Raw genomic sequence first — 19,690 nt, 5'->3', positions numbered from 1 at the left:
GTGAAAACATCCATGGCATTGACGACATTAATAGAACTATTGGAGCGGCTAGATGGAGTGCATAATCAAATGCTGGATCTGGCCGCTGAGAAGAAACAGACGATTATGGATAACAAGGTGGATGCGTTAATAGACATCCTTAACCGTGAGTCCAAGCTAATGAAGGTAATTGGGCAGCTCGAGGAAGAGCGAATATTAGCCGCATATACCGTTTTGCAAGGCGTGGGTATTCGTTCCAACCTGAACCTGAACCTAACGGAGCTGTCCAGGCTTATATTTGACCCTGAAGACAAGGCACGACTGCTGCATATTCAGCAGAAGCTTTCGGACACTTTACATCGCCTGAAAGAAGCCAATGACCTAAATCAGAAGCTGATAGAGCAGTCGCTTACATTTATAGATTATTCTTTGGATCTGTTGGTCGGAAGACCAAATCAGGATATCACTTATCATCGTCCGTCCGACAAAGGTAACAACGTAAATCGGTCGGGGATTTTTGATGCACGAGGTTAGAATTGTACTGATGAAGTGTTCTGCCGGAGCAGAACATAAGGAGGAGTAAGAAGCATGACATCCACATTTCACTCGATAGAGACGGCGAGACGCAGCCTTTTTACTCAGACCGCAGCTCTTAATACAACTGGACACAATATCGCTAATGCGAATACCGAAGGTTATACTCGTCAACGTGTTAATATGCAAGCCTCTTTACCTATTGAAGCGTACGGATTGTTAAAATCTACCGTTCCAGGTCAAATGGGTACAGGGGTGGAATTCTCATCTATCGATCGGATTCGAGAAATGTTTCTGGATGATCAGTACCGTGGTGAGAACGCTGCTTTCGGCAACTGGAGTCTTCAAGCAGATACGCTCTCTAAGCTGGAAGCTATCGTTAATGAGCCATCGGATACAGGCATTCGTACAGTTCTGGATAACTTCTGGAAATCTTGGTCGGATCTAAGTAAGAACCCTGAAGATCCAACAGCCCGTAAGATTGTAGTTCAAACTGCACAATCTTTGACGGATGCTATGAACTATATGAGCACGCAACTGAATAATCTGGAGCGGGATCTAACCACTAATATAGATGTTAAAGCAAAAGAAGCTCAGGGTTACCTGACCGCGATCGCAGATCTAAATAAATCGATCTATAAGATTGAGGGTATGGGGGATCATGCGAACGATCTACGTGATCAACGCGACTTGATGGCGGACAAGCTCTCCAAAATTGCTAATATTACTGTTGTAGAGACGGAAGCAGGTTATAACATTTCTTTAGGGGGACAACCTCTCGTAGAGGGTGGGGAAGTAACTGCAACCGTAGATGGCGCGTTTCTTAATAATGCTTATGCCTCCGGAACCTTGAAGGGCGGCGAGGCTTACGGAATGATTTTTTCCAATAATACCTATGTTGCCGATTACAAGAAACAGCTCAATGATTTGGCGAGCACTATTGCTACAGGTGACGTTGAAATTACAGTGCCAGCTGGCTCCAATCTTCCTGAGGGCACAGTGTTGACAAGTGATGCCAAGATTACACAAGCTGACGGTACCGTAGTTACTTTGACCGCTGGTCAGGCCATGCCTAAGGGGGCAACAATGTATGAGGACGCCAAGACCATTGTCAAAGGGTTTAACGGACTTCACAAGTTAGGTTACGCGATGGATGGAAGCGTCGGACGCGATTTCTTTGTAACATCAGGTGAGGCTGGAACGATCAAACTAAATCCGGAAATTGCAGCTGACGTAAACCTATTTGCAACTTCGTTACGTACAACTATTGATGCTGATGGTAAAACACAGGTTGTTAAAGGAAATAACACCTTGGCACTCTTATTGACTAACCTGAAGGATAGTAAATTTACTAAGCCGGACGGCAGTGTGAGCAACACTGTGGGTGGACTTTTTGGCTCTATGGTTGGTCAACTCGGTATTCAATCACAGGAAGCTGCACGTCAGACCGATAACTCTGATTATCTGGTAGAGCAAGTTAACTCCCGTCGTCAATCAGTCAGCGGAGTATCACTAGATGAAGAAATGTCGAATATGCTAGTATTCCAGCATGCTTATAGTGCCGCAGCGCGTTTTATGACTACTTTTGATGAACTGCTCGACAAATTGATCAATTCCACCGGCACAGTCGGCAGATAAAAGGAGATATAGCGTATGTTGAGAGTAACCTCTAACATGATGAATTCACAGCTTCTGCTTAACTTAAACCGTAATGCACGTACGATGAACGATACACAGCTACAGCTTTCCAGCGGACGCAAGATCAACAAGCCCTCCGATGATCCGGTAGGGATCACGTATTCCCTGCGCTACCGTGCGGAGCTTTCCTCTAATGAACAATATACTAAGAATGTAGATAGCGCACTTTCATGGCTTGATTACAATGATACAGTTCTAGGACAGGCCGGAGATGTTGTTCAAAAGATTCGCGAACTGTCCGTACAGGCTGCGACAGGGACTAATCCGCAGTCCGCGCTTGATAGTATTAATGAAGAAGTGATGCAGCTAAAAGAGCAGCTTGTGGATATCGCTAACAGTACACTGAACGGTAAATATATATTTAATGGTGAGCAATACTCCACCAAACCTTATGATTTTGCCAAAGGTGCAGATGGTACCTATGATGTGTCTAAGCCGGTTACTACGGATCCTGGGCAGATTCAATTTATTGTCGGTGAAGGTGTACGTATGCCGATTAGTATGACCGGTAATGATGTATTCGGTAATACGGGAGATTCAGATAATCTGTATACAATCATTAATAGTATTTCTGCGGGATTAAAGGCTGGTGATCTTGGAGCCATATCGGGTCAATTAGATAACATCGACACGCGTATGGAAACCATCTTGACGGCCCGTTCTGAAATTGGTGCCAAAACCAATCGAGTGGAACTCATGCAGGAGCGCTTAAGTGACTTGAATGTCAATCTGACGGAACTGCAAGCTAAGACAGAGGATGCAGATTACGAGGGATTGATTATGCAGTCGAAAATCCAAGAGAATATATACAATGCCTCTTTGTCAGTAGGTGCAAAGATTATATCTACAACTTTGGTGGATTTTATAAGATAACGGAGGTGCTTCTCGTTGCTGCAGCCGATATTGCAAATTCGTCAGACTCCCGCAGTTATTGGTATTGATGCAGACTTGGGTGCTTTTTCTATTACTCAGCCTAAAGCGGAAGTTAATATATCTACAACAGCGGGGAAATGGGATATCCAAACGTTTAAACCTGAGCTTTCTATTGATCAATCTCGAGCTTGGGCGGCATATAATGGTGGTAATATGCTCGAAATGAATAAACGAATTTATTCTGGTATCCAGCAACTATATCTTCAAGGAATCGCAAGGAAAGTAGAACAGGGTAATCAAATGGCAGAATTTTTTAAACCTGGTAACTCAATTGCTGAAGTGTATGGTACTGATACTGAACCCAACTCGTTTCCTGAAATGCGTGGTCCGGCATCCTTTGACAATGTCGATGTGCGTGTGAAAACTAGAGCACCTCAAATTGAATTTTCGCCTAGCAAGGTAAATATTCAGGTAAACATTCATCGTCCGGAAATAGAATATACTCGTGGTAAACTGGATATCTATATGCAGCAATATGCATCTTTGAGATTTATTCCTCCAGAAGTGGATGCTCAGATGTAATATGAGATGCCGTAGCAACTTGGACAGACCGTCTTTGGAAGACGGTCTGTTGTCTTTACTATAATAGAATTTTTTGAAAAAGTTAGTTTTTTCATGCTAGGTAGGTGAAAGAATATTGCTACAAGAAATGTTAACAGAGCAATTGAGATTAAACTGTTCGTCTTCGGGGGAAGTTGATTTTTGTTAAAGGAGTGGGTAATTTTGATTATAGAAACACTGTCTTGGGGTAAACTTGAAGTAACTGAAGAACAGGTATATCATTTCAATAAAGGAATCCCCGGTTTTGATGAAGAAACTGATTTTGCATTGATTGCTATGGATGATACTCCTTTCTGGTATTTGCAATCTATGAAAGAAAAGGAGTTATCATTTTTGCTTGGAGATCCCTTTGCCTTTTATCCATCTTACGAATTTGAACTACCTGATGATGAGACTGAGGAACTGGAAATCCAATCTGATATTATTGTTCGTTGTATTATTACATTGAAGGATCAAGTTGATAAGTCTACTATTAATTTATTGGCCCCAATTGTGCTTAATCCTGGTAATCGAAAGGGCAAGCAGGTTGTTCTTCACAAATCATCCTATCTCACCAAGCATACCTTATTATCAGAGAAATCTGTTGAAGATGGAAAGGGTGGAGACTAATATGCTTGTACTTTCTCGTAAAAAAGGAGAGTCTATCATCATTCAAGATCAAATTGAGCTGACTATCTTAAGTGTAGAAGGAGATACAGTAAGGGTAGGTATCTCCGCACCTAAGCATGTGGATATTTTTCGGAAAGAGATATATCTGTCCATTCAGGAAGCTAACCGGGAATCTGCTGCTCCTGTCCAATCTGATTTGAACGCATTGATGGATCGGTTACGTAAAGCGAATAGTCACTAATATGTGATCGAGTATACCTGAGCTGCAAATTGCAGACTCAGGTTTTTTGATTTGTGAGAAATAAGTTCGAAAAAAATTAAAATACTCTAAACTATAGGTGACTTCAAGTCGATATAAGTTGTAGATGCTGAACGGGTAGGGCGGCCGACCTTAAGGGTTCAACATTACCACAAGGATGTGGATTAACTTATTTTCAGGGAGGAAATTTATTATGATTATCAACCACAATATTGCAGCAATGAACACTCACCGTCAACTAGGTGTAAATACTGCCAACACAAACAAATCCGTTGAGAAACTATCTTCCGGTTTGCGTATTAACCGTGCAGGCGATGACGCTGCAGGCTTGGCGATTTCCGAAAAAATGCGCGGTCAAATTCGCGGTTTGGATATGGCTACTAAGAATGCACAAGATGGAATCTCATTAATTCAAACAGCAGAAGGCGCCTTGAATGAGACTCATAGCATTCTGCAACGTATGCGTGAATTGTCAGTTCAATCTGCGAATGATACTAACACAGCTTCAGACCGTGGCGAACTTCAAAAAGAAGTAAATGAATTAGCGAAAGAAATCACACGTATCGCTAATACAACAGAATTTAACACTAAAAAATTGTTGGATGGTTCTGCTAGTACTGGTGGTACAAATACTGATGGGTTGAATCTTACATTCCATATTGGAGCAAACAAGGGTCAAAATATCTCCTTGAGCATTAATGCTATGGATGCTTTCACATTAAAAGTAGCTGGTGGTGGAGCAAGTAACGCTGCGACTAACTCGACAGCAGGCGCATTAGCTAGCGATGGTATTGATATTTCTACACAAACAGCTGCTAATGATGCAATTACTGTTATCAACACTGCAATTGAAACAGTATCAGGTGAACGTTCCAAATTAGGGGCATACCAAAACCGTTTGGATCACACGATTAATAACTTGGGAACAACTTCCGAGAACCTTTCCGCAGCTGAATCACGTATTCGTGATGTGGACATGGCTAAAGAGATGATGAACCAAACTAAGAACAACATCCTAGCGCAAGCAGCTCAAGCGATGTTGGCTCAAGCTAATCAACAACCGCAAGCCGTGCTTCAATTGCTTCGTTAATATTTGAACTGAAGGGAAGGGCTTTATATAAGCTCTTCCCTTTTTTTGAAATGTGATTTTTCAAAATATTAGATTTCATTGAATTATAGGGAAATATTTGAGTCACTATAAACTATGTAACATCATGTGTCGATAATAGTAGTAGTGTTATTCCTGAAGGGCGGCCGACCTTGAAGGAATAACATAACCACAAGGATGTGGAATCATTTAATTTCAGGGAGGAAATAAGATTATGATTATCAATCACAATATTGCAGCAATGAACACTCACCGTCAACTAGGTGTAAATACTGCCAACACAAACAAATCCGTTGAGAAACTATCTTCCGGTTTGCGTATCAACCGTGCAGGGGACGATGCTGCAGGCTTGGCAATTTCCGAAAAAATGCGTGGTCAAATTCGTGGTTTGGATATGGCTACTAAAAACGCACAAGATGGAATCTCTTTGATTCAAACGGCTGAAGGCGCACTGAATGAAACACACAGCATTCTACAACGTATGCGTGAATTGGCTGTTCAGTCTGCAAATGATACTAATACCGCTTCAGACCGTGGAGAACTTCAAAAAGAAGTAAATGAACTAGCTAAAGAAATTACCCGTATTTCTAATACAACTGAATTTAACACCAAAAAATTGCTAGACGGTTCTGCAGCTACAGGTTCAGGTGTAACAAGTGCAGCCGATCTTACATTCCACATTGGTGCCAATAAAGGTCAAAATATTAGTTTGTCCATTAAGGCAATGGATGCTACGACACTTAAGGTGAGTGGAGCAGCAGCAGCCAATAGTTCAGCAGTCGCAGGTAATGGAGCAACTACAGTAGATGGTATTGATATTTCTACACAAACAGCTGCAGATGCTGCAATCACTGTTATCAACACCGCAATTGAGACTGTTTCTGGCGAACGTTCTAAATTGGGCGCATATCAAAACCGTTTGGATCACACAATTAATAACTTAGGAACAACTTCTGAGAATTTATCCGCAGCTGAATCTCGTATTCGTGACGTAGACATGGCTAAAGAAATGATGAATCAAACTAAGAACAATATTCTTGCCCAAGCCGCTCAAGCGATGTTGGCTCAAGCTAATCAACAACCTCAAGCAGTTCTTCAATTGCTTCGTTAATAGTAGTCAGAATAATAGAAAAAAGGGACTCCATATGGGGTCCCTTTTTTCTATTATTCTAATGTTTAATTATGACAAGGCCGATATATAAGATAACAGAATTTACGAGTTTGAGAGGATAATGATATGGATAAGACAATTACTTTATGCATGATTGTAAAGAATGAAGAAAAATATTTGAAAAGATGTCTTGAGAGTGTAAAAGATAAAGTTTCAGAGATCGTAATTGTTGATACCGGGTCAACGGATGGAACTCTATTAATAGCAGAAGAATATACTACGAAGATTCACCATTTTAAATGGGTTGATGATTTTGCAGCTGCTCGAAATGAATCATTAAAATATGCTACTTCAGAATATATTTTGGTACTAGATGCAGACGAGTACCTGGAGTCAGATGCAGATTTGCAGAAAGATATAAAGCCTGATTATGACTATTTTTTATTGAAAATATATAATGATGTTTCCTATGGCAGAGCTTTTACTCATACTGCGGTACGACTCTTTGCAAACAACAGAGGATTACACTACAATAACCGTCTACATGAACATTTAAACGTATTGGATGCTGAAACGAATTATAAAAGCCAATATGGAGAAGTGATTATTCATCATACTGGTTACACTGATGAAATTATGCAAGAAAAGGAAAAAACAAAACGGAATTTACCCCTTATGTTACAAGAAGTTGAGGAAAACCCTGGGGCGTACAACTTGTATAATATGGGAAAAACTTATTTATCTATTAATGAAAATGCAAAAGCAATTGAATATTTTCAGAGAGCTTATCCACTAAGTTCTGGACGTTTGTTTTTACCTGAGCTTATTACTAAACTGTGTTATTGCTTAGGTGAACTCAATCAATATGATGATAGCTTGAGAATTTTAAATGATGCAGTGAAAGTTTATCCACTTGAGACAGATATGCACTATATGCACGGTAAAATATTCATGAATGCAGGTTACATTAAAGATGCTGAAATAACTCTTAAATCATGTTTAGAGTTTGGCGTAGACCTTGGTGCGAATGTTACAGAAGGAACCGGGGGCTACATGAGTCGATTCGTATTAGCAGAACTATATGAAGATCAAAATCAATTAGATGAAAGTTATAAATATATAGTAGAGGTTCTTCAGGAGAAAAAGACTTTTGCGCCTGGATTGAGTAAGTACTTTGAGATTGTGACTAAATCTAATATACCACTAGACGATGTGTACCAGAACATTACACAGCTGTACAACATATCGAATATTAATGATTTACAGCTTTTACTAGATGTTCTGTATGGGTTGCGACATCCTTTATTGAATAGATTCATATCAATGTATAGCATTACTGCTCAACCGTATGTTGCAGCTTCGGCAATGCAATATGACAAGAAATATATTAAAGCTAAAGATATGTGGTTGGGTATGGATGATATACAGCAAGAAAATGCAGTAGACATTCTTTTACTGTCGTTTGTATTAGATAATGAGGAATTATTTAATCTGGCTAAGCCTCATCTAAACTTCAGTGAAAAGGAAGAAAAACTCTTTAGAAAAATAATAAGAAAAGAAATGATTTCATCTAATAAAATGACTTCTTATACAGAAAAAATTCTCGGGGATATTGCCTCTCATTTACTTAAACTTCAGGAATATGAGTGTTTGCAGACCCTATTAGAATATATTGCGGAGACTTCTTTGAAGAGTAAAATTAATAGCTACAGTCTCTTGATATCTTATGGCTTCAATGAGGTTGCTATTGATCTTTTTGTTAAGCTATTTAAAAAAAATCCTAATAATGTAGAGATTATACGACTATTAGGAGATTTGTGTCTTTCCTGCAACTATATGGAGGATGCCCAGCTTTTTTATTCCAAGCTTTTAGAGTTAGCGCCAGATTACAGTTCTTATGAAAGATGTTATAGATTATATGAAAAAATGAACGATCGTGTTGGCATGTCTAGAACGATAGATAGCATTAAGATTAAATTTCCTAGATCTTTGTGGGTGATTTAAATTCTCGTATTGATGTACTCTTAATATTTTGAATATTTAACCGATAAAAATAATATAAATATGCATCGGAGGTTGTTCTATGAATCTGCAATTTTCCTTGACCAGTAACAAATATGATAATTCTGTTATTGATCAGCGCCAGGTTAGTGAACGTAATATTCAAAACCAGGACACTAGATTAGTAAACGCAGTGAAGAGTGGAGAGAAACTATCTGTTCTGGAGAAGCAGGGGGTTCAGATTCCGGTAGGACAAGAGCAACTGATACGTAATATAGATAGGGCTGTTAAAGCACTGGAGGGACCCTCCACATCCTTAGAAATCAGTGTTCATGAAAAAACACATGCTATTATGGTGAAGGTAATTAACAAGGAAACAGGTCAACTTATACGTGAGATACCTCCAGAAAAAACGCTGGATTTAGTGGCTAAGATGATGGAGATCGCTGGGATATTAGTAGATGAAAAAGTATAAAGAGGAGGTTTAATGATGCGGGTTTTTGGATTTGGATCCGGTATGGATATTGATTCAATTGTTAAGGAGATTATGACGGCCAAAAGGGCTCCACTGGATAAGCTTAAACAGCAGAAGCAAACCTTTGAATGGCAGAGAGAAAGTTATCGTGAGATCAATAGCAAACTGGTGGATTTCAAAATAAATAAATTAGCTAAATATAATAAGGGCGAAGAGATGAATCCTCAAAAAGCAGTATTAACTGGAAATAGTACTGCTATCAGTGCGAAGGCGAATGCAGATGCAACACCTGTTCCTATGGAACTGTATGTAGAACAGCTTTCCACGCGTACTACGATCACTACTACAGGTATAACAGGTAGTTATGCCAACGGGTATAAATCAAGTACTCTGTTAAGTGCCTTGCCAGGAGGAACAAGTAATGCCGATGCACAAGGCAATTATACATTAACAATTGGTGATGCTGAATTTATCCTTAACAAGGATTATTCAATATCTCAGGTTTTATCGAGAATTAATGCTGATGCAGGTGAAAAAAAAGCGAATGTAGTTGCAAGTTTTGATGAACTGACAGGTAAATTGATTCTCTCTGCAAAAGAATATGGTGACAAACAGATTGGTGCTGTAGGTGGGAATTTATTGAGTTTGTTCAATGCAGCACCTACGGATACATTAAGTATAACTGATGGAAAAAAAGGAATTATACATGTTAAATCTGAAGGTGAAGCTTCCTTTCAAAAAGTGGAATTCAATGGTAATAAAACTAGTATTAACGGAATAAGCATCTCGCTTCTAAGTACTTCAACTGAAGCGACTTCATCTAAAATATCAGTTCAGGTGGAACCTACCAAAGCAATTGAATCAATTAAATCATTTATAAATGACTACAATGAGTTAATTGAATTGATGAATAAAAAAACTAGTGAGAAAACTTATAGAGACTTCCCTCCTCTAACGGATGAACAAAGAAAAGAAATGTCAGAGGATGATATCAAAAACTGGGATGCAAAGGCTAAAAGTGGTCTTCTTAAAAACGATACAATTCTGGCGGCAACGGTCGCAAGTATGCGTGAGATTATTTCTGCAAATTTGGGTGACCTTAGTAAAATGGGAATCGATACTGGTCAGTATTTCGAAGGCGGTAAATTAGTTCTTAAAAGTGAAGATGACCTGAATAAAATATTGGAGAACAATCCTACCTTTGTTACTCAGTTATTTCAAGGTTCGGGTGAGCAAAAAGGTATATTCTCACAAATTTCCACTAAAATTGATGGACAGCTTCAAAAGCTAGTTGACAAAGTTGGTACATCTAAATTTTCAACGAGTGTTACAGATGTGTTTAAAACAAATAGTATTATGGGAGATATGTTGAAGAATTATAATAAACGGATTGATGATATGACTCAACGTATGAACGATCTAGAGACAAGATACTATAAACAGTATGCTGCCATGGAACAAGCAATGAGTAAGTATAATGCACAATCAACAAGCTTGACTAATTTTATATCAGGGTAATATAACCGATGCAATCTATTATTAATTAAACTGGGCAGACCTGATGTTAGCAGGACGATGTTATCCGGATATCGTTTAAGCCTAACCTCTGGGCTGCCTTGTATATTTTTGGGTTATTTCACACCTTAAACACCTTAAAATATCAAGTTAACGAATGGAGAAAAATAAGGTATGTGGAAACAGCAAGTACAGGGATTTATTGAGACGGGCAACCTCGATGGTGCTAAAAGATTAGTAGCAGAGTTTGAAGAAACAATTGACGGGGTTGAATGTGTTGAGGTTCTTACTATTAAGGCTGCTATTGCTGTAGCGGAAAATAACTTGCAAGAGGCTGAAGCATATTTGCAAGAGGGATTACTGATTGATTCAGAATATATAGATTTGCTCTTTAATCTCGGATATATATATAAGTTACGTAACAATTTAATACAATCAAATTATTATTTCGAAAAAGCACTAAGTGTAGCAAAAGATGTTGATATTATTAATATAATCGATCAATTTATGAATGAAAATAGACAACAAGGATTACTGACTGAGCATCCCCTTGTGAGTATTGTTGTTCTAGCGTATAACAAGTTAAGTTATACAAAATTATGTGTGGAAAGTATATTGAAATATACTGAAAATATAAATTATGAGTTAATTCTTGTAAACAACGGTTCTATAGATGGGACCAAAGAATATTTTGATTCATTACACTTTGCAAAACCTCTTCATCTTATAAACAACGTTGGACCTACCAATGGATTTAACGAAGGAATGAGAGTAGCAGTTGGTAAATATACAGCTTGTGTTTGTAATGATTTTATTTTTACTCCTCGTTGGTTAGAAAATTTATTATTATGTATAGAGTCGGATGAGAAGATTGGGTATGTATCTCCTGGTGCTAGCATGATAAGTAATATGCAGCAAATTAATGGTGACTATAATAACCTCGAGGAAATGATCGAATTTGCAGAGCGCTACAATCATTCTGATCCACGTAAATGGGAAGAACGAGTAAGGTTACTTCCATGTGTTTTAATGGTGAGAACAGAGCTACTTAAACAAATTGATTATTTTGATCCTCGATTTTATTATGGAGAGTTTGCTGATGATGATATTAGTTTCCGTATTCGAAGAGCAGGGTATAAACTAATCTATTGTAGAGATACGTTCACTTATCACTTTGGCTCAGTTACGGTGCGGGAAGATCAAACTAATAATAATTCATTAGGTATAAGCAGGGATATTTTTAGAGCCAAGTATAACTTGGACTCATGGATAGATACTGCGTTTAATACCCGTCTTCTTAATGAAATATCAGTTAAATTATCTAGTACTCATGCTTCAATTCTAGGTATAAATACAAAGTGTGGTAGTAATCCATTACAACTAAAAAACATGTTGAAGGACAAGGGAATACGAAGTACTCATATCACTAATTACTGTATTGATAAGAAATATACAAAAGACATCAGAACAGTCTCAGATAATTTTTTTGAAGGAGAGATTGATTATCTTCATAAAAAATTAATAGGAATGAAATTTGATTATATTGTGTTTGAATACGAATCAGAACATCTTAATAGGTCGCCACAGATCATTGGAGAATTAAGTTCGCTGCTTAATCAAAGTGGACAATTAGCTTTGAGTCTGAGTTACCCAGAATTTGATGAGGTTGTTATGAACAAGGATGTTGTTATACTTCAAAATTCTGGTCTCACGATCTCTTACTATGAAGTCACAGCTAAAAACAATTCCTCTGAGGTGGAGTTGGAGATTATCCTTAGAAAGGATGTTTGACAGTGAAGGCAGTTATTTTGGCTGGTGGGTTAGGCACACGATTGAGTGAAGAGACAGTATTGAAGCCCAAACCAATGGTGGAGATTGGTGGATCTCCAATGCTTTGGCATATTATGAAAGTATATTCAAGCTACGGAATTAATGAATTTATCATATGTCTGGGTTATAAAGGGTATCTAATAAAAGAATTTTTCGCAAATTATTATATGCATACATCAGATGTTACATTCGATTTCAGAACTAATGAAATGCAAATCCATAAAAATAACTCGGAATCTTGGAAAGTAACATTAGTTGATACAGGTGAACACACCTTAACTGGAGGAAGGTTGAAAAAAGTTCAACAATACGTTGGTGATGAAGCTTTCTGTTTTACATATGGAGACGGATTGTCTGACGTAAATATATTAGAACTTGTAGACTATCATAAGCACAAAAATCATCTTGCAACCGTAACAGCGGTTCGGCCTCCTGGAAGGTTTGGAGCGTTTGAGTTTTATAAAAATGAAATCATTGGATTTCAGGAAAAGCCGATGGGGGATGGAAACTGGATTAACGGTGGATTTTTTGTTCTTGAACCGGGGGTTTTTGACTTAATTAGTGGTGATAATACAACGTGGGAAGAAGAACCAATGGAGAAATTGGCCAAATCAGGAGAACTGTCTGCCTTTATGCATGAGGGATTCTGGCAACCGATGGATACTCTTAGGGATAAGAACAAGTTAGAAGAAATGTGGAACACTGGAACCGCTCCTTGGAAGGTATGGTGATCTATGAATACTGATTTTTGGGTCTCTAAAAAAGTGCTTATTACAGGACATACAGGCTTCAAGGGCAGTTGGTTATCATTATGGCTTCAGCATTTGGGAGCTGATGTATATGGATATAGTAGCCCATTACCAGTGAGTGAACCACATTTATATGGAATTGCTCAAGTTTCAAAAAACATGGACTCTACTTATGCTGACATCCTGGATTTCCAACGCCTGCAGTCTTACATTCAAAAGGTTCGACCCGAGATCATCTTTCATCTTGCGGCTCAGCCTTTAGTCAGAGAGTCATATATTGATCCAGTTGCAACTTTCTCTATTAATGTTATGGGGACGGTAAACTTGTTAGAAATAGCTAGGCATACTGAATCTGTAAAAGTTGTCATCAACGTAACTACAGATAAATGCTATGAGAACACTAATAACTCAATACAGGGCTTTATGGAAAATGATCCTGTTGGAGGTTCTGATGCCTATAGTGCCAGTAAGGCTTGTTCAGAGATTGTTACTTCTGCCTATGAAAGATCGTTTTACTCGAATAGTGGTAAATTTCTATCTTCTGCAAGAGCAGGGAATGTAATAGGGGGAGGGGATTGGGCAAATGATCGGATAATTCCGGATATCATTCGATCTATTATCAATAAACAACCTTTAAATATTAGATATCCTCAAGCAATTCGACCTTGGCAGCATGTATTAGATTGTTTGAATGGATATTTACTGTTGGCTCAAAGTATGTGGGAGTCAGGTGCAAAGTATATAGGAGCTTGGAATTTTGGACCAGGTGAATCTTCAATTTTATCGGTTGCTCAGTTAATTGAAGAATGCAACAAGCATTTAGAGAATCGATTGAATGTGGTGTATGAATCCAACACGCAGCCTTATGAAGCTACAACACTAGTACTAAATAGTGATAAGGCTGCAAAGTTGCTAGATTGGAATATTATGTTGCCCATTCACCAATCAATTGAATGGACAATGGAATGGTATTCCGACTATATGAGTAACAGGCTTAGCGATTTAACGTTAAGACAAATATGCCAATATGAAAACATTAATGCTTCTAGACTTTAATCACAACAAGGGGATATGAATGAATGTCGAACGGAATATGTCGTTTTTGTGGTACAAAACTTAATACCGTATTTCTTGATTTGGGGATTTCCCCTTTGGCGAATTCCTATGTAAAGTCTGTAAGCCAAATGGAGTATATGTATCCATTAAGAACCTATGTCTGTGAAAATTGTTATTTGGTTCAGGTAGAGGATTTTGAGTCTCCAGAACATATATTTAGTGAATATGCATATTTCAGCAGTTATTCGGATAGTTGGTTAGAGCATTGTCGCAAATATGTTGAACATATGGTAGATCGATTTCATTATACAAGTAACACAAATGTAGTTGAAATCGCCAGTAACGATGGTTATTTGCTGCAGTATTTCAAAGAAAAGGGTATTTCTGTGTTGGGAATTGAACCCGCAGCGAATGTTGCAAAATCTGCAATTGAAAAAGGGATAGACACTTCGGTGAACTTTTTTGGAACTGTATTAGCTAGATCCTTAAAGAGTGAGGGGAAGATGGCAGATCTCTTACTAGGTAATAATGTACTTGCCCATGTTCCTGACCTCAATGATTTTGTGGAAGGTATGAAAATTCTTTTGAAGCCTTACGGGACTATAACTATGGAATTCCCCCATTTACTACAACTAATAGAACATAATCAGTTTGATACAATTTATCACGAACATTATTCTTATTTTTCTTTTACAACAGTTTGCCGACTGTTTGCTGAGCATAATCTTTCGATTTATGATGTTGAACAGTTGGAGACTCATGGCGGTTCTATACGGATATATGCATGCCATTTAGAAAACAAAGATATTTCAGCAAGTTCAGCTATTAATGAATTGTTAGAAAAAGAATTATTGTTTGGTATGACAAATATTGAGATGTACAAGGGGTTTCATACAAAGGCAGTCGAATTAAAAAGAACGATTTTGAGCTTTCTATTAGACCTTAAGGAACAAGGGAATACGATTGTGGGATACGGAGCGCCGGCTAAAGGAAATACGTTAATTAATTATTGTGGTATCGATCGTGATTATTTAGACTATACAGTTGATCGTAGTCCATATAAGCAAGGGACCTTTCTACCTGGTTCAAGAATTCCTATATATTCTACCGATCTGTTGAAACAGACAAAACCAGATTATGTATTTATTCTGCCATGGAATTTAAAAGAAGAGATTATAGAGCAGACTTCCTTTATCCGTGAATGGGGAGGTAAATGGATTATTCCCGTCCCTGAAGTGGTGGTGATTTCATGAAGTTTTTAGAAACGCCATTAAAAGGTGCTTATTTAATTGAAATTGAGCCTCATCAAGATGAACGGGGCTTCTTTGCGAGAACATTTTGTAAAGAGGAATTTATAAAACATGATTTGAAAGATGATTTTCTTCAATGTAATGTTTCTTTTAATCATAGACGAGGCACTGTAAGAGGTATGCATTATCAGGTCAAGCCTTTCGAAGAGACTAAATTGATACGATGTACAAGAGGTGCTATTTATGATGTTATCATAGACTTGTGCCAAACATCAGATACATATCTTAGATGGTACGCTATTGAATTGAATGAAAATAATGGTCGAATGCTGTATGTACCAGAGGGTTTCGCGCATGGATTTCAAACATTAGAGGATAATACAGAGGTCTTCTACCAAATGTCGGAATTCTATCATCCTGATTGTGCAACTGGTGTACGCTGGGACGATCCTACTTTTGGAATTCGTTGGCCATTAACAAACTATATTATGAATGATAAAGATAGAAACTATCCGAATTGGAATTTGTAGGAGTGATCGAAATGCTTTTTATATCTGAACATGCTACAATTTCAAAATTTGCAGATATTGAACCTTCTCTACGAGGCACTCGAATTGTAATTAAAAAGGGTGTAATGATTGATTCCTTTGTTAAGATAAAACCTACCGGTGGTACTGGTGATGTCATAATTGGTGAAGATACTTATATAAATTCAGGGTGTGTTTTATATTCAGGTAATGGAATTAAAATTGGACAAGATGTCCTCATAGCAGCAAATTGTACTTTAGCACCCGTAAATCATGAGTTTCGATCTCGTCACCAGAAGATAAGAGAACAACGTTTTATGGAAGGTCGAGGTGGTATTGTAATAGAAGATGATGTATGGATCGGGGCAAATAGTGTTATCTTGGATGGTGCAATCTTGCGACAGGGATGTGTGGTTGGGGCAAATTCATTGGTGAATGGTGAGTTAAAGCCATATACGATTAACGTTGGCAATCCGGCGAAAATGGTAGGGATGAGAGGATGAAAACTACTGTTATAGGAGCAAAAGGATTTATCGGACGCCATGTTATGCACAGACTAGGACAACTCGGGATTGAAGCATACGCACCTAGTCGTGAAGATTTAAGCTTATTCAATGACCATCTGGGGCATGTTATATATTGCGCCGGGGTTACCTCGGATTTTCGCCAACGCCCGTTTGACACGATAAGAGCACATATCAGTTTTCTAGCAGAATTATTAGAGAGGGCTACATTTGAATCATTTCTATATTTATCTTCAACTCGTGTCTATGTAAATCAAAACACCGATGAGATGGGTGAAGAAGAGGGTCAACTCCTCGTAAATCCGTTTCAGGCGGAAGACTTATTTAACTTATCAAAAATTACCGGAGAATCACTTTGTCTCATGGATAGCAGACCAAACGTGAGAGTGGCTCGTGTATCAAATGTCTGTGGAAATGATTTTTCTTCCAATAATTTCATCTACGCTATTATTAAAGATGCTGTAAATAATGGGAAGATTGTCCTTCAAACCACGTTAGATTCGGAAAAGGACTACATTACTGTAAGTGATGTAGCAGAGTTGCTTATTCAAATCTCACACAGTGGTAAAGAGCGCATGTATAATGTAGCAAGTGGTACTAATACTACTAATAAACAATGGGTTGAAGGAATTTCACATCATACTGGTTGTGAAGTTGAATTGATATCAAATGCAAAAACAGTAATATTTCCAGCGGTGAATATTTGTCGTGTGCAAGCTGAATTTAATTTCGTACCACAAAATTGTTTAGATATACTGGAGAATTTGATTCAACAATATGTTAATGGAAAGGAGCGATTCTAATAGAACTATCCCTCCCTTTATATAACTTTAAAGAGTATACATCATCTCAACTTAATCATTTTTTTCCAGACAAACAAATAGTCCATTTTCAAGAAGTTGGGAACTCTCTATTTGATCTTGCCTTAGATCGTACAGAGTATTGTTTTTCCAAGATAGCTTTGGAGTCTTACAGGAAAAATGGTACTACATTCCTCAATCATCTGCATTCTGATCAATACACTATTTTTCTTTGGTTCTTGTCGAATACCGTATGGAAAGAAAGTGGAAATACGGCATTAGCTAATAAAATTTTTTATATTAATAAAGCACTTCATGGATTTAGTTGTATGTACGATACGAATTTACCAAATATTTTTTTGCTCTTTCACACTGTGGGAACGGTGCTAGGCAAGGCTGAATATTCCGATTTCTTAGTCGTTGGGCAAGGTAGTACGGTTGGGGCTCAAAATGGAATCTATCCGAAGCTGGGGAAAGGTGTATCGTTACTGCCTTATTCCTCAATCGTTGGTAATTGTATAATTGGCGATAGAGTTTCAGTAGGGATTGGTGCATCAGTCTATGAAAAGAACATTGAAAGTGGAATGGTTGTTTATAGAGAAATGGACGGATCTATTAGATGTAAATTTAAACAAAGTTGTTGGGCACAGCAGCATTTTTTAATAGATATATAATAGGTATATAACAGAGAAGGTACAAACATTACTCGAGGTTTAACCAGTATTAACAAATTCTTGAGATAATTCGGAAAAAGACTGCAATAACATTGATCAAATGCCGATATATAAACTAAATACTAGTTCCCTCGTAACTATTGAATACGGGGTAGTAGTTATTAATGCCTATAAACTTAATGTAATAGAATGAAAAGGATTAAAAATGGACTTTTAAGTAAAGGGTGACACAAATGATAAATTCTCCTTATGAAAAATACCGTCAGTCATCGGTAAAAACATCGACCCCCTCACAGTTACTGATTATGTTATTTGATGGAGCGATTAGATTTGTAAGGGCGGGTATGGAAGGAATCGATTCAGTTGACTATCAAAAGACAAACATTAACCTGGGTAAAGCGCAGACAATTGTTAGTGAATTGATGTCAACACTGGATCCTACCTATGACATATCTAAAAGTTTGTATGATCTATACGAATATATAAATCATTTGTTGATTCAGGCGAATGTGAAGAAAGACAAGGTTCCTGCAGAAGAGGCGTTACAGTATTTGACTGAGTTCCGCTTAACTTGGTTGGAGGCGTCAAAGCTGGCACCAGCACACGAGAAGGCCCATGGATAATTGTATCTTAGAGTTAAATAAGATTACTCAAGATATTATTAATAGACTAGATAATTGTTCATATGAAGAATTAAATGATTTCGTCGAACAACGTCAAAATTTGATAGATCAACTCGAACAGCATGTGAAAAAACAGTCGATCGGTGTAAACCAGCAGCATCAGTTACGAGAGTTGTTGGAAGCCGATCCTATGATAATTGCAAGAATGCAACAACTTAAAAGTGAGGCAGCTAAGTGGCTTCAACAGAGAGAACAGGCCAAAACACAACGCAACGCCTACGAGGCCGCCTACACCCCAGACAGTTTTCTTATGGATCGCAAAAAATAGTTTTATCAGTGTTTCACTATAGGAGTAGACGGGTATTAAATACCGTCTGCTCCTTTTTTTGATCATTGTACCGAATCTATTTCTTGTTTATGGAAAATTTAATAGTTTATTTTACGTGGTAAATTATTGAATGTAAACATTTTCTTTTCCAATTGACAATAAAGAAGTTACGGTGGTATAGTCGAATTGTGAGCAAGACTCACGTTCATCTGATGACGAAGGGAATGTTTAATCAATGGAAGGTAAAGTAAAATGGTTTAACGCAGAAAAAGGTTATGGTTTTATCGAGACTGCAGACGGTGGCGACGTATTCGTACACTTTTCCGCGATTCAAACTGATGGTTTCAAGACATTGGATGAAGGTCAATCCGTAGAATTCGATATCGTTGAAGGTGCACGTGGACCACAAGCAGCTAACGTAATCAAATTATAATCATCCGGCGAAGCCGAACTACATATAAGTAGATGGTTAGCAATTTAGACAGCGCTAGCAGGGATCTTGGAATCTTCCAAGATCCTTTTTTTGTGCGTTCATATGTGTCTAGT

Annotated in this window: 22 protein-coding genes; all 22 read left to right on the top strand. The window is 37.8% G+C overall.

The features are described from left to right. The first annotated feature begins 12 nt into the window (after window positions 1-12). The 22 genes from NYE72_RS28490 (at window position 13) to NYE72_RS28385 (ending at window position 19,577) form a co-directional block, all read left to right on the top strand. A complete protein-coding gene (locus NYE72_RS28490) occupies window positions 13-513 on the top strand; it encodes a flagellar protein FlgN (protein ID WP_339210952.1) in 501 nt (166 codons plus the stop codon). A 54-nt stretch (window positions 514-567) separates the two neighbouring features. Continuing rightward, window positions 568-2,151, top strand: a complete 1,584-nt coding sequence (gene flgK, locus NYE72_RS28485; RefSeq protein ID WP_339210950.1) for a flagellar hook-associated protein FlgK — start codon at window positions 568-570, stop codon at window positions 2,149-2,151. A 15-nt stretch (window positions 2,152-2,166) separates the two neighbouring features. Then, on the top strand, window positions 2,167-3,084 hold the full coding sequence (gene flgL / locus NYE72_RS28480) for a flagellar hook-associated protein FlgL (RefSeq protein ID WP_339210947.1): 918 nt from the start codon (window positions 2,167-2,169) through the stop codon (window positions 3,082-3,084). A gap of 15 nt (window positions 3,085-3,099) precedes the next feature. After that, window positions 3,100-3,666: a DUF6470 family protein gene (locus NYE72_RS28475; RefSeq protein WP_076107002.1), complete on the top strand. Its 567-nt coding sequence runs from the start codon at window positions 3,100-3,102 to the stop codon at window positions 3,664-3,666. Window positions 3,667-3,867: 201 nt separating this feature from the next. Next, the gene (gene fliW / locus NYE72_RS28470; protein ID WP_339210945.1) at window positions 3,868-4,314 is read left to right on the top strand and encodes a flagellar assembly protein FliW; all 447 of its coding nucleotides are present in this window, start codon (window positions 3,868-3,870) and stop codon (window positions 4,312-4,314) included. A gap of 1 nt (window position 4,315) precedes the next feature. Further along, window positions 4,316-4,555: a carbon storage regulator CsrA gene (gene csrA / locus NYE72_RS28465; protein WP_076107006.1), complete on the top strand. Its 240-nt coding sequence runs from the start codon at window positions 4,316-4,318 to the stop codon at window positions 4,553-4,555. 211 nt (window positions 4,556-4,766) lie between these two features. Further along, the gene (gene hag, locus NYE72_RS28460; protein WP_076107008.1) at window positions 4,767-5,663 is read left to right on the top strand and encodes a flagellin Hag; all 897 of its coding nucleotides are present in this window, start codon (window positions 4,767-4,769) and stop codon (window positions 5,661-5,663) included. A gap of 232 nt (window positions 5,664-5,895) precedes the next feature. Next, window positions 5,896-6,792 (top strand): flagellin Hag, encoded by an 897-nt coding sequence (gene hag / locus NYE72_RS28455; protein ID WP_326047542.1) that lies wholly within the window; start codon window positions 5,896-5,898, stop codon window positions 6,790-6,792. 126 nt (window positions 6,793-6,918) lie between these two features. Next, a complete protein-coding gene (locus tag NYE72_RS28450; RefSeq protein WP_326047543.1) occupies window positions 6,919-8,796 on the top strand; it encodes a glycosyltransferase in 1,878 nt (625 codons plus the stop codon). A gap of 79 nt (window positions 8,797-8,875) precedes the next feature. After that, the gene (locus NYE72_RS28445) at window positions 8,876-9,268 is read left to right on the top strand and encodes a flagellar protein FlaG (protein ID WP_076107013.1); all 393 of its coding nucleotides are present in this window, start codon (window positions 8,876-8,878) and stop codon (window positions 9,266-9,268) included. Between the two features lie 12 nt (window positions 9,269-9,280). Beyond that, window positions 9,281-10,786, top strand: a complete 1,506-nt coding sequence (gene fliD / locus NYE72_RS28440) for a flagellar filament capping protein FliD (protein ID WP_326047544.1) — start codon at window positions 9,281-9,283, stop codon at window positions 10,784-10,786. 171 nt (window positions 10,787-10,957) lie between these two features. Next, window positions 10,958-12,574, top strand: coding sequence for a glycosyltransferase (locus tag NYE72_RS28435; protein ID WP_326047545.1), 1,617 nt, complete (start codon window positions 10,958-10,960; stop codon window positions 12,572-12,574). A 2-nt stretch (window positions 12,575-12,576) separates the two neighbouring features. Continuing rightward, the gene (rfbF, locus tag NYE72_RS28430; RefSeq protein ID WP_326047546.1) at window positions 12,577-13,344 is read left to right on the top strand and encodes a glucose-1-phosphate cytidylyltransferase; all 768 of its coding nucleotides are present in this window, start codon (window positions 12,577-12,579) and stop codon (window positions 13,342-13,344) included. A gap of 3 nt (window positions 13,345-13,347) precedes the next feature. Next, window positions 13,348-14,418 (top strand): CDP-glucose 4,6-dehydratase, encoded by a 1,071-nt coding sequence (rfbG, locus tag NYE72_RS28425; protein ID WP_326047547.1) that lies wholly within the window; start codon window positions 13,348-13,350, stop codon window positions 14,416-14,418. A gap of 23 nt (window positions 14,419-14,441) precedes the next feature. Further along, entirely contained in the window at window positions 14,442-15,671 is a 1,230-nt protein-coding gene (locus tag NYE72_RS28420; protein WP_326047548.1) for a class I SAM-dependent methyltransferase, read from the top strand. Next, a complete protein-coding gene (rfbC, locus tag NYE72_RS28415) occupies window positions 15,668-16,198 on the top strand; it encodes a dTDP-4-dehydrorhamnose 3,5-epimerase (protein ID WP_326047549.1) in 531 nt (176 codons plus the stop codon). Before NYE72_RS28420 ends, rfbC begins: the two co-directional genes overlap by 4 nt. 11 nt (window positions 16,199-16,209) lie before the next feature. Continuing rightward, the gene (locus tag NYE72_RS28410; protein WP_326047550.1) at window positions 16,210-16,698 is read left to right on the top strand and encodes an acyltransferase; all 489 of its coding nucleotides are present in this window, start codon (window positions 16,210-16,212) and stop codon (window positions 16,696-16,698) included. Next, entirely contained in the window at window positions 16,695-17,522 is an 828-nt protein-coding gene (locus NYE72_RS28405) for an NAD(P)-dependent oxidoreductase (protein WP_326047551.1), read from the top strand. The genes NYE72_RS28410 and NYE72_RS28405 overlap by 4 nt, the downstream gene beginning before the upstream one ends. A 326-nt stretch (window positions 17,523-17,848) precedes the next feature. Continuing rightward, window positions 17,849-18,193, top strand: coding sequence for a hypothetical protein (locus tag NYE72_RS28400; RefSeq protein ID WP_076107026.1), 345 nt, complete (start codon window positions 17,849-17,851; stop codon window positions 18,191-18,193). 233 nt (window positions 18,194-18,426) lie between these two features. Beyond that, the gene (gene fliS / locus NYE72_RS28395; RefSeq protein ID WP_326047553.1) at window positions 18,427-18,816 is read left to right on the top strand and encodes a flagellar export chaperone FliS; all 390 of its coding nucleotides are present in this window, start codon (window positions 18,427-18,429) and stop codon (window positions 18,814-18,816) included. Continuing rightward, window positions 18,809-19,144: a hypothetical protein gene (locus NYE72_RS28390; protein ID WP_076192408.1), complete on the top strand. Its 336-nt coding sequence runs from the start codon at window positions 18,809-18,811 to the stop codon at window positions 19,142-19,144. Before fliS ends, NYE72_RS28390 begins: the two co-directional genes overlap by 8 nt. A gap of 235 nt (window positions 19,145-19,379) precedes the next feature. After that, window positions 19,380-19,577, top strand: coding sequence for a cold shock domain-containing protein (locus tag NYE72_RS28385; RefSeq protein WP_019915069.1), 198 nt, complete (start codon window positions 19,380-19,382; stop codon window positions 19,575-19,577). Window positions 19,578-19,690 lie beyond the last annotated feature (113 nt).

Origin of the sequence: Paenibacillus sp. FSL L8-0333 (genome assembly GCF_037965665.1) — a bacterium.
Classification (GTDB): Bacteria; Bacillota; Bacilli; order Paenibacillales; family Paenibacillaceae; genus Paenibacillus_AQ; species Paenibacillus_AQ odorifer.
Note: the sequence above shows the minus strand (reverse complement) of the source record. Positions and strands in the feature narration are given on the sequence as shown.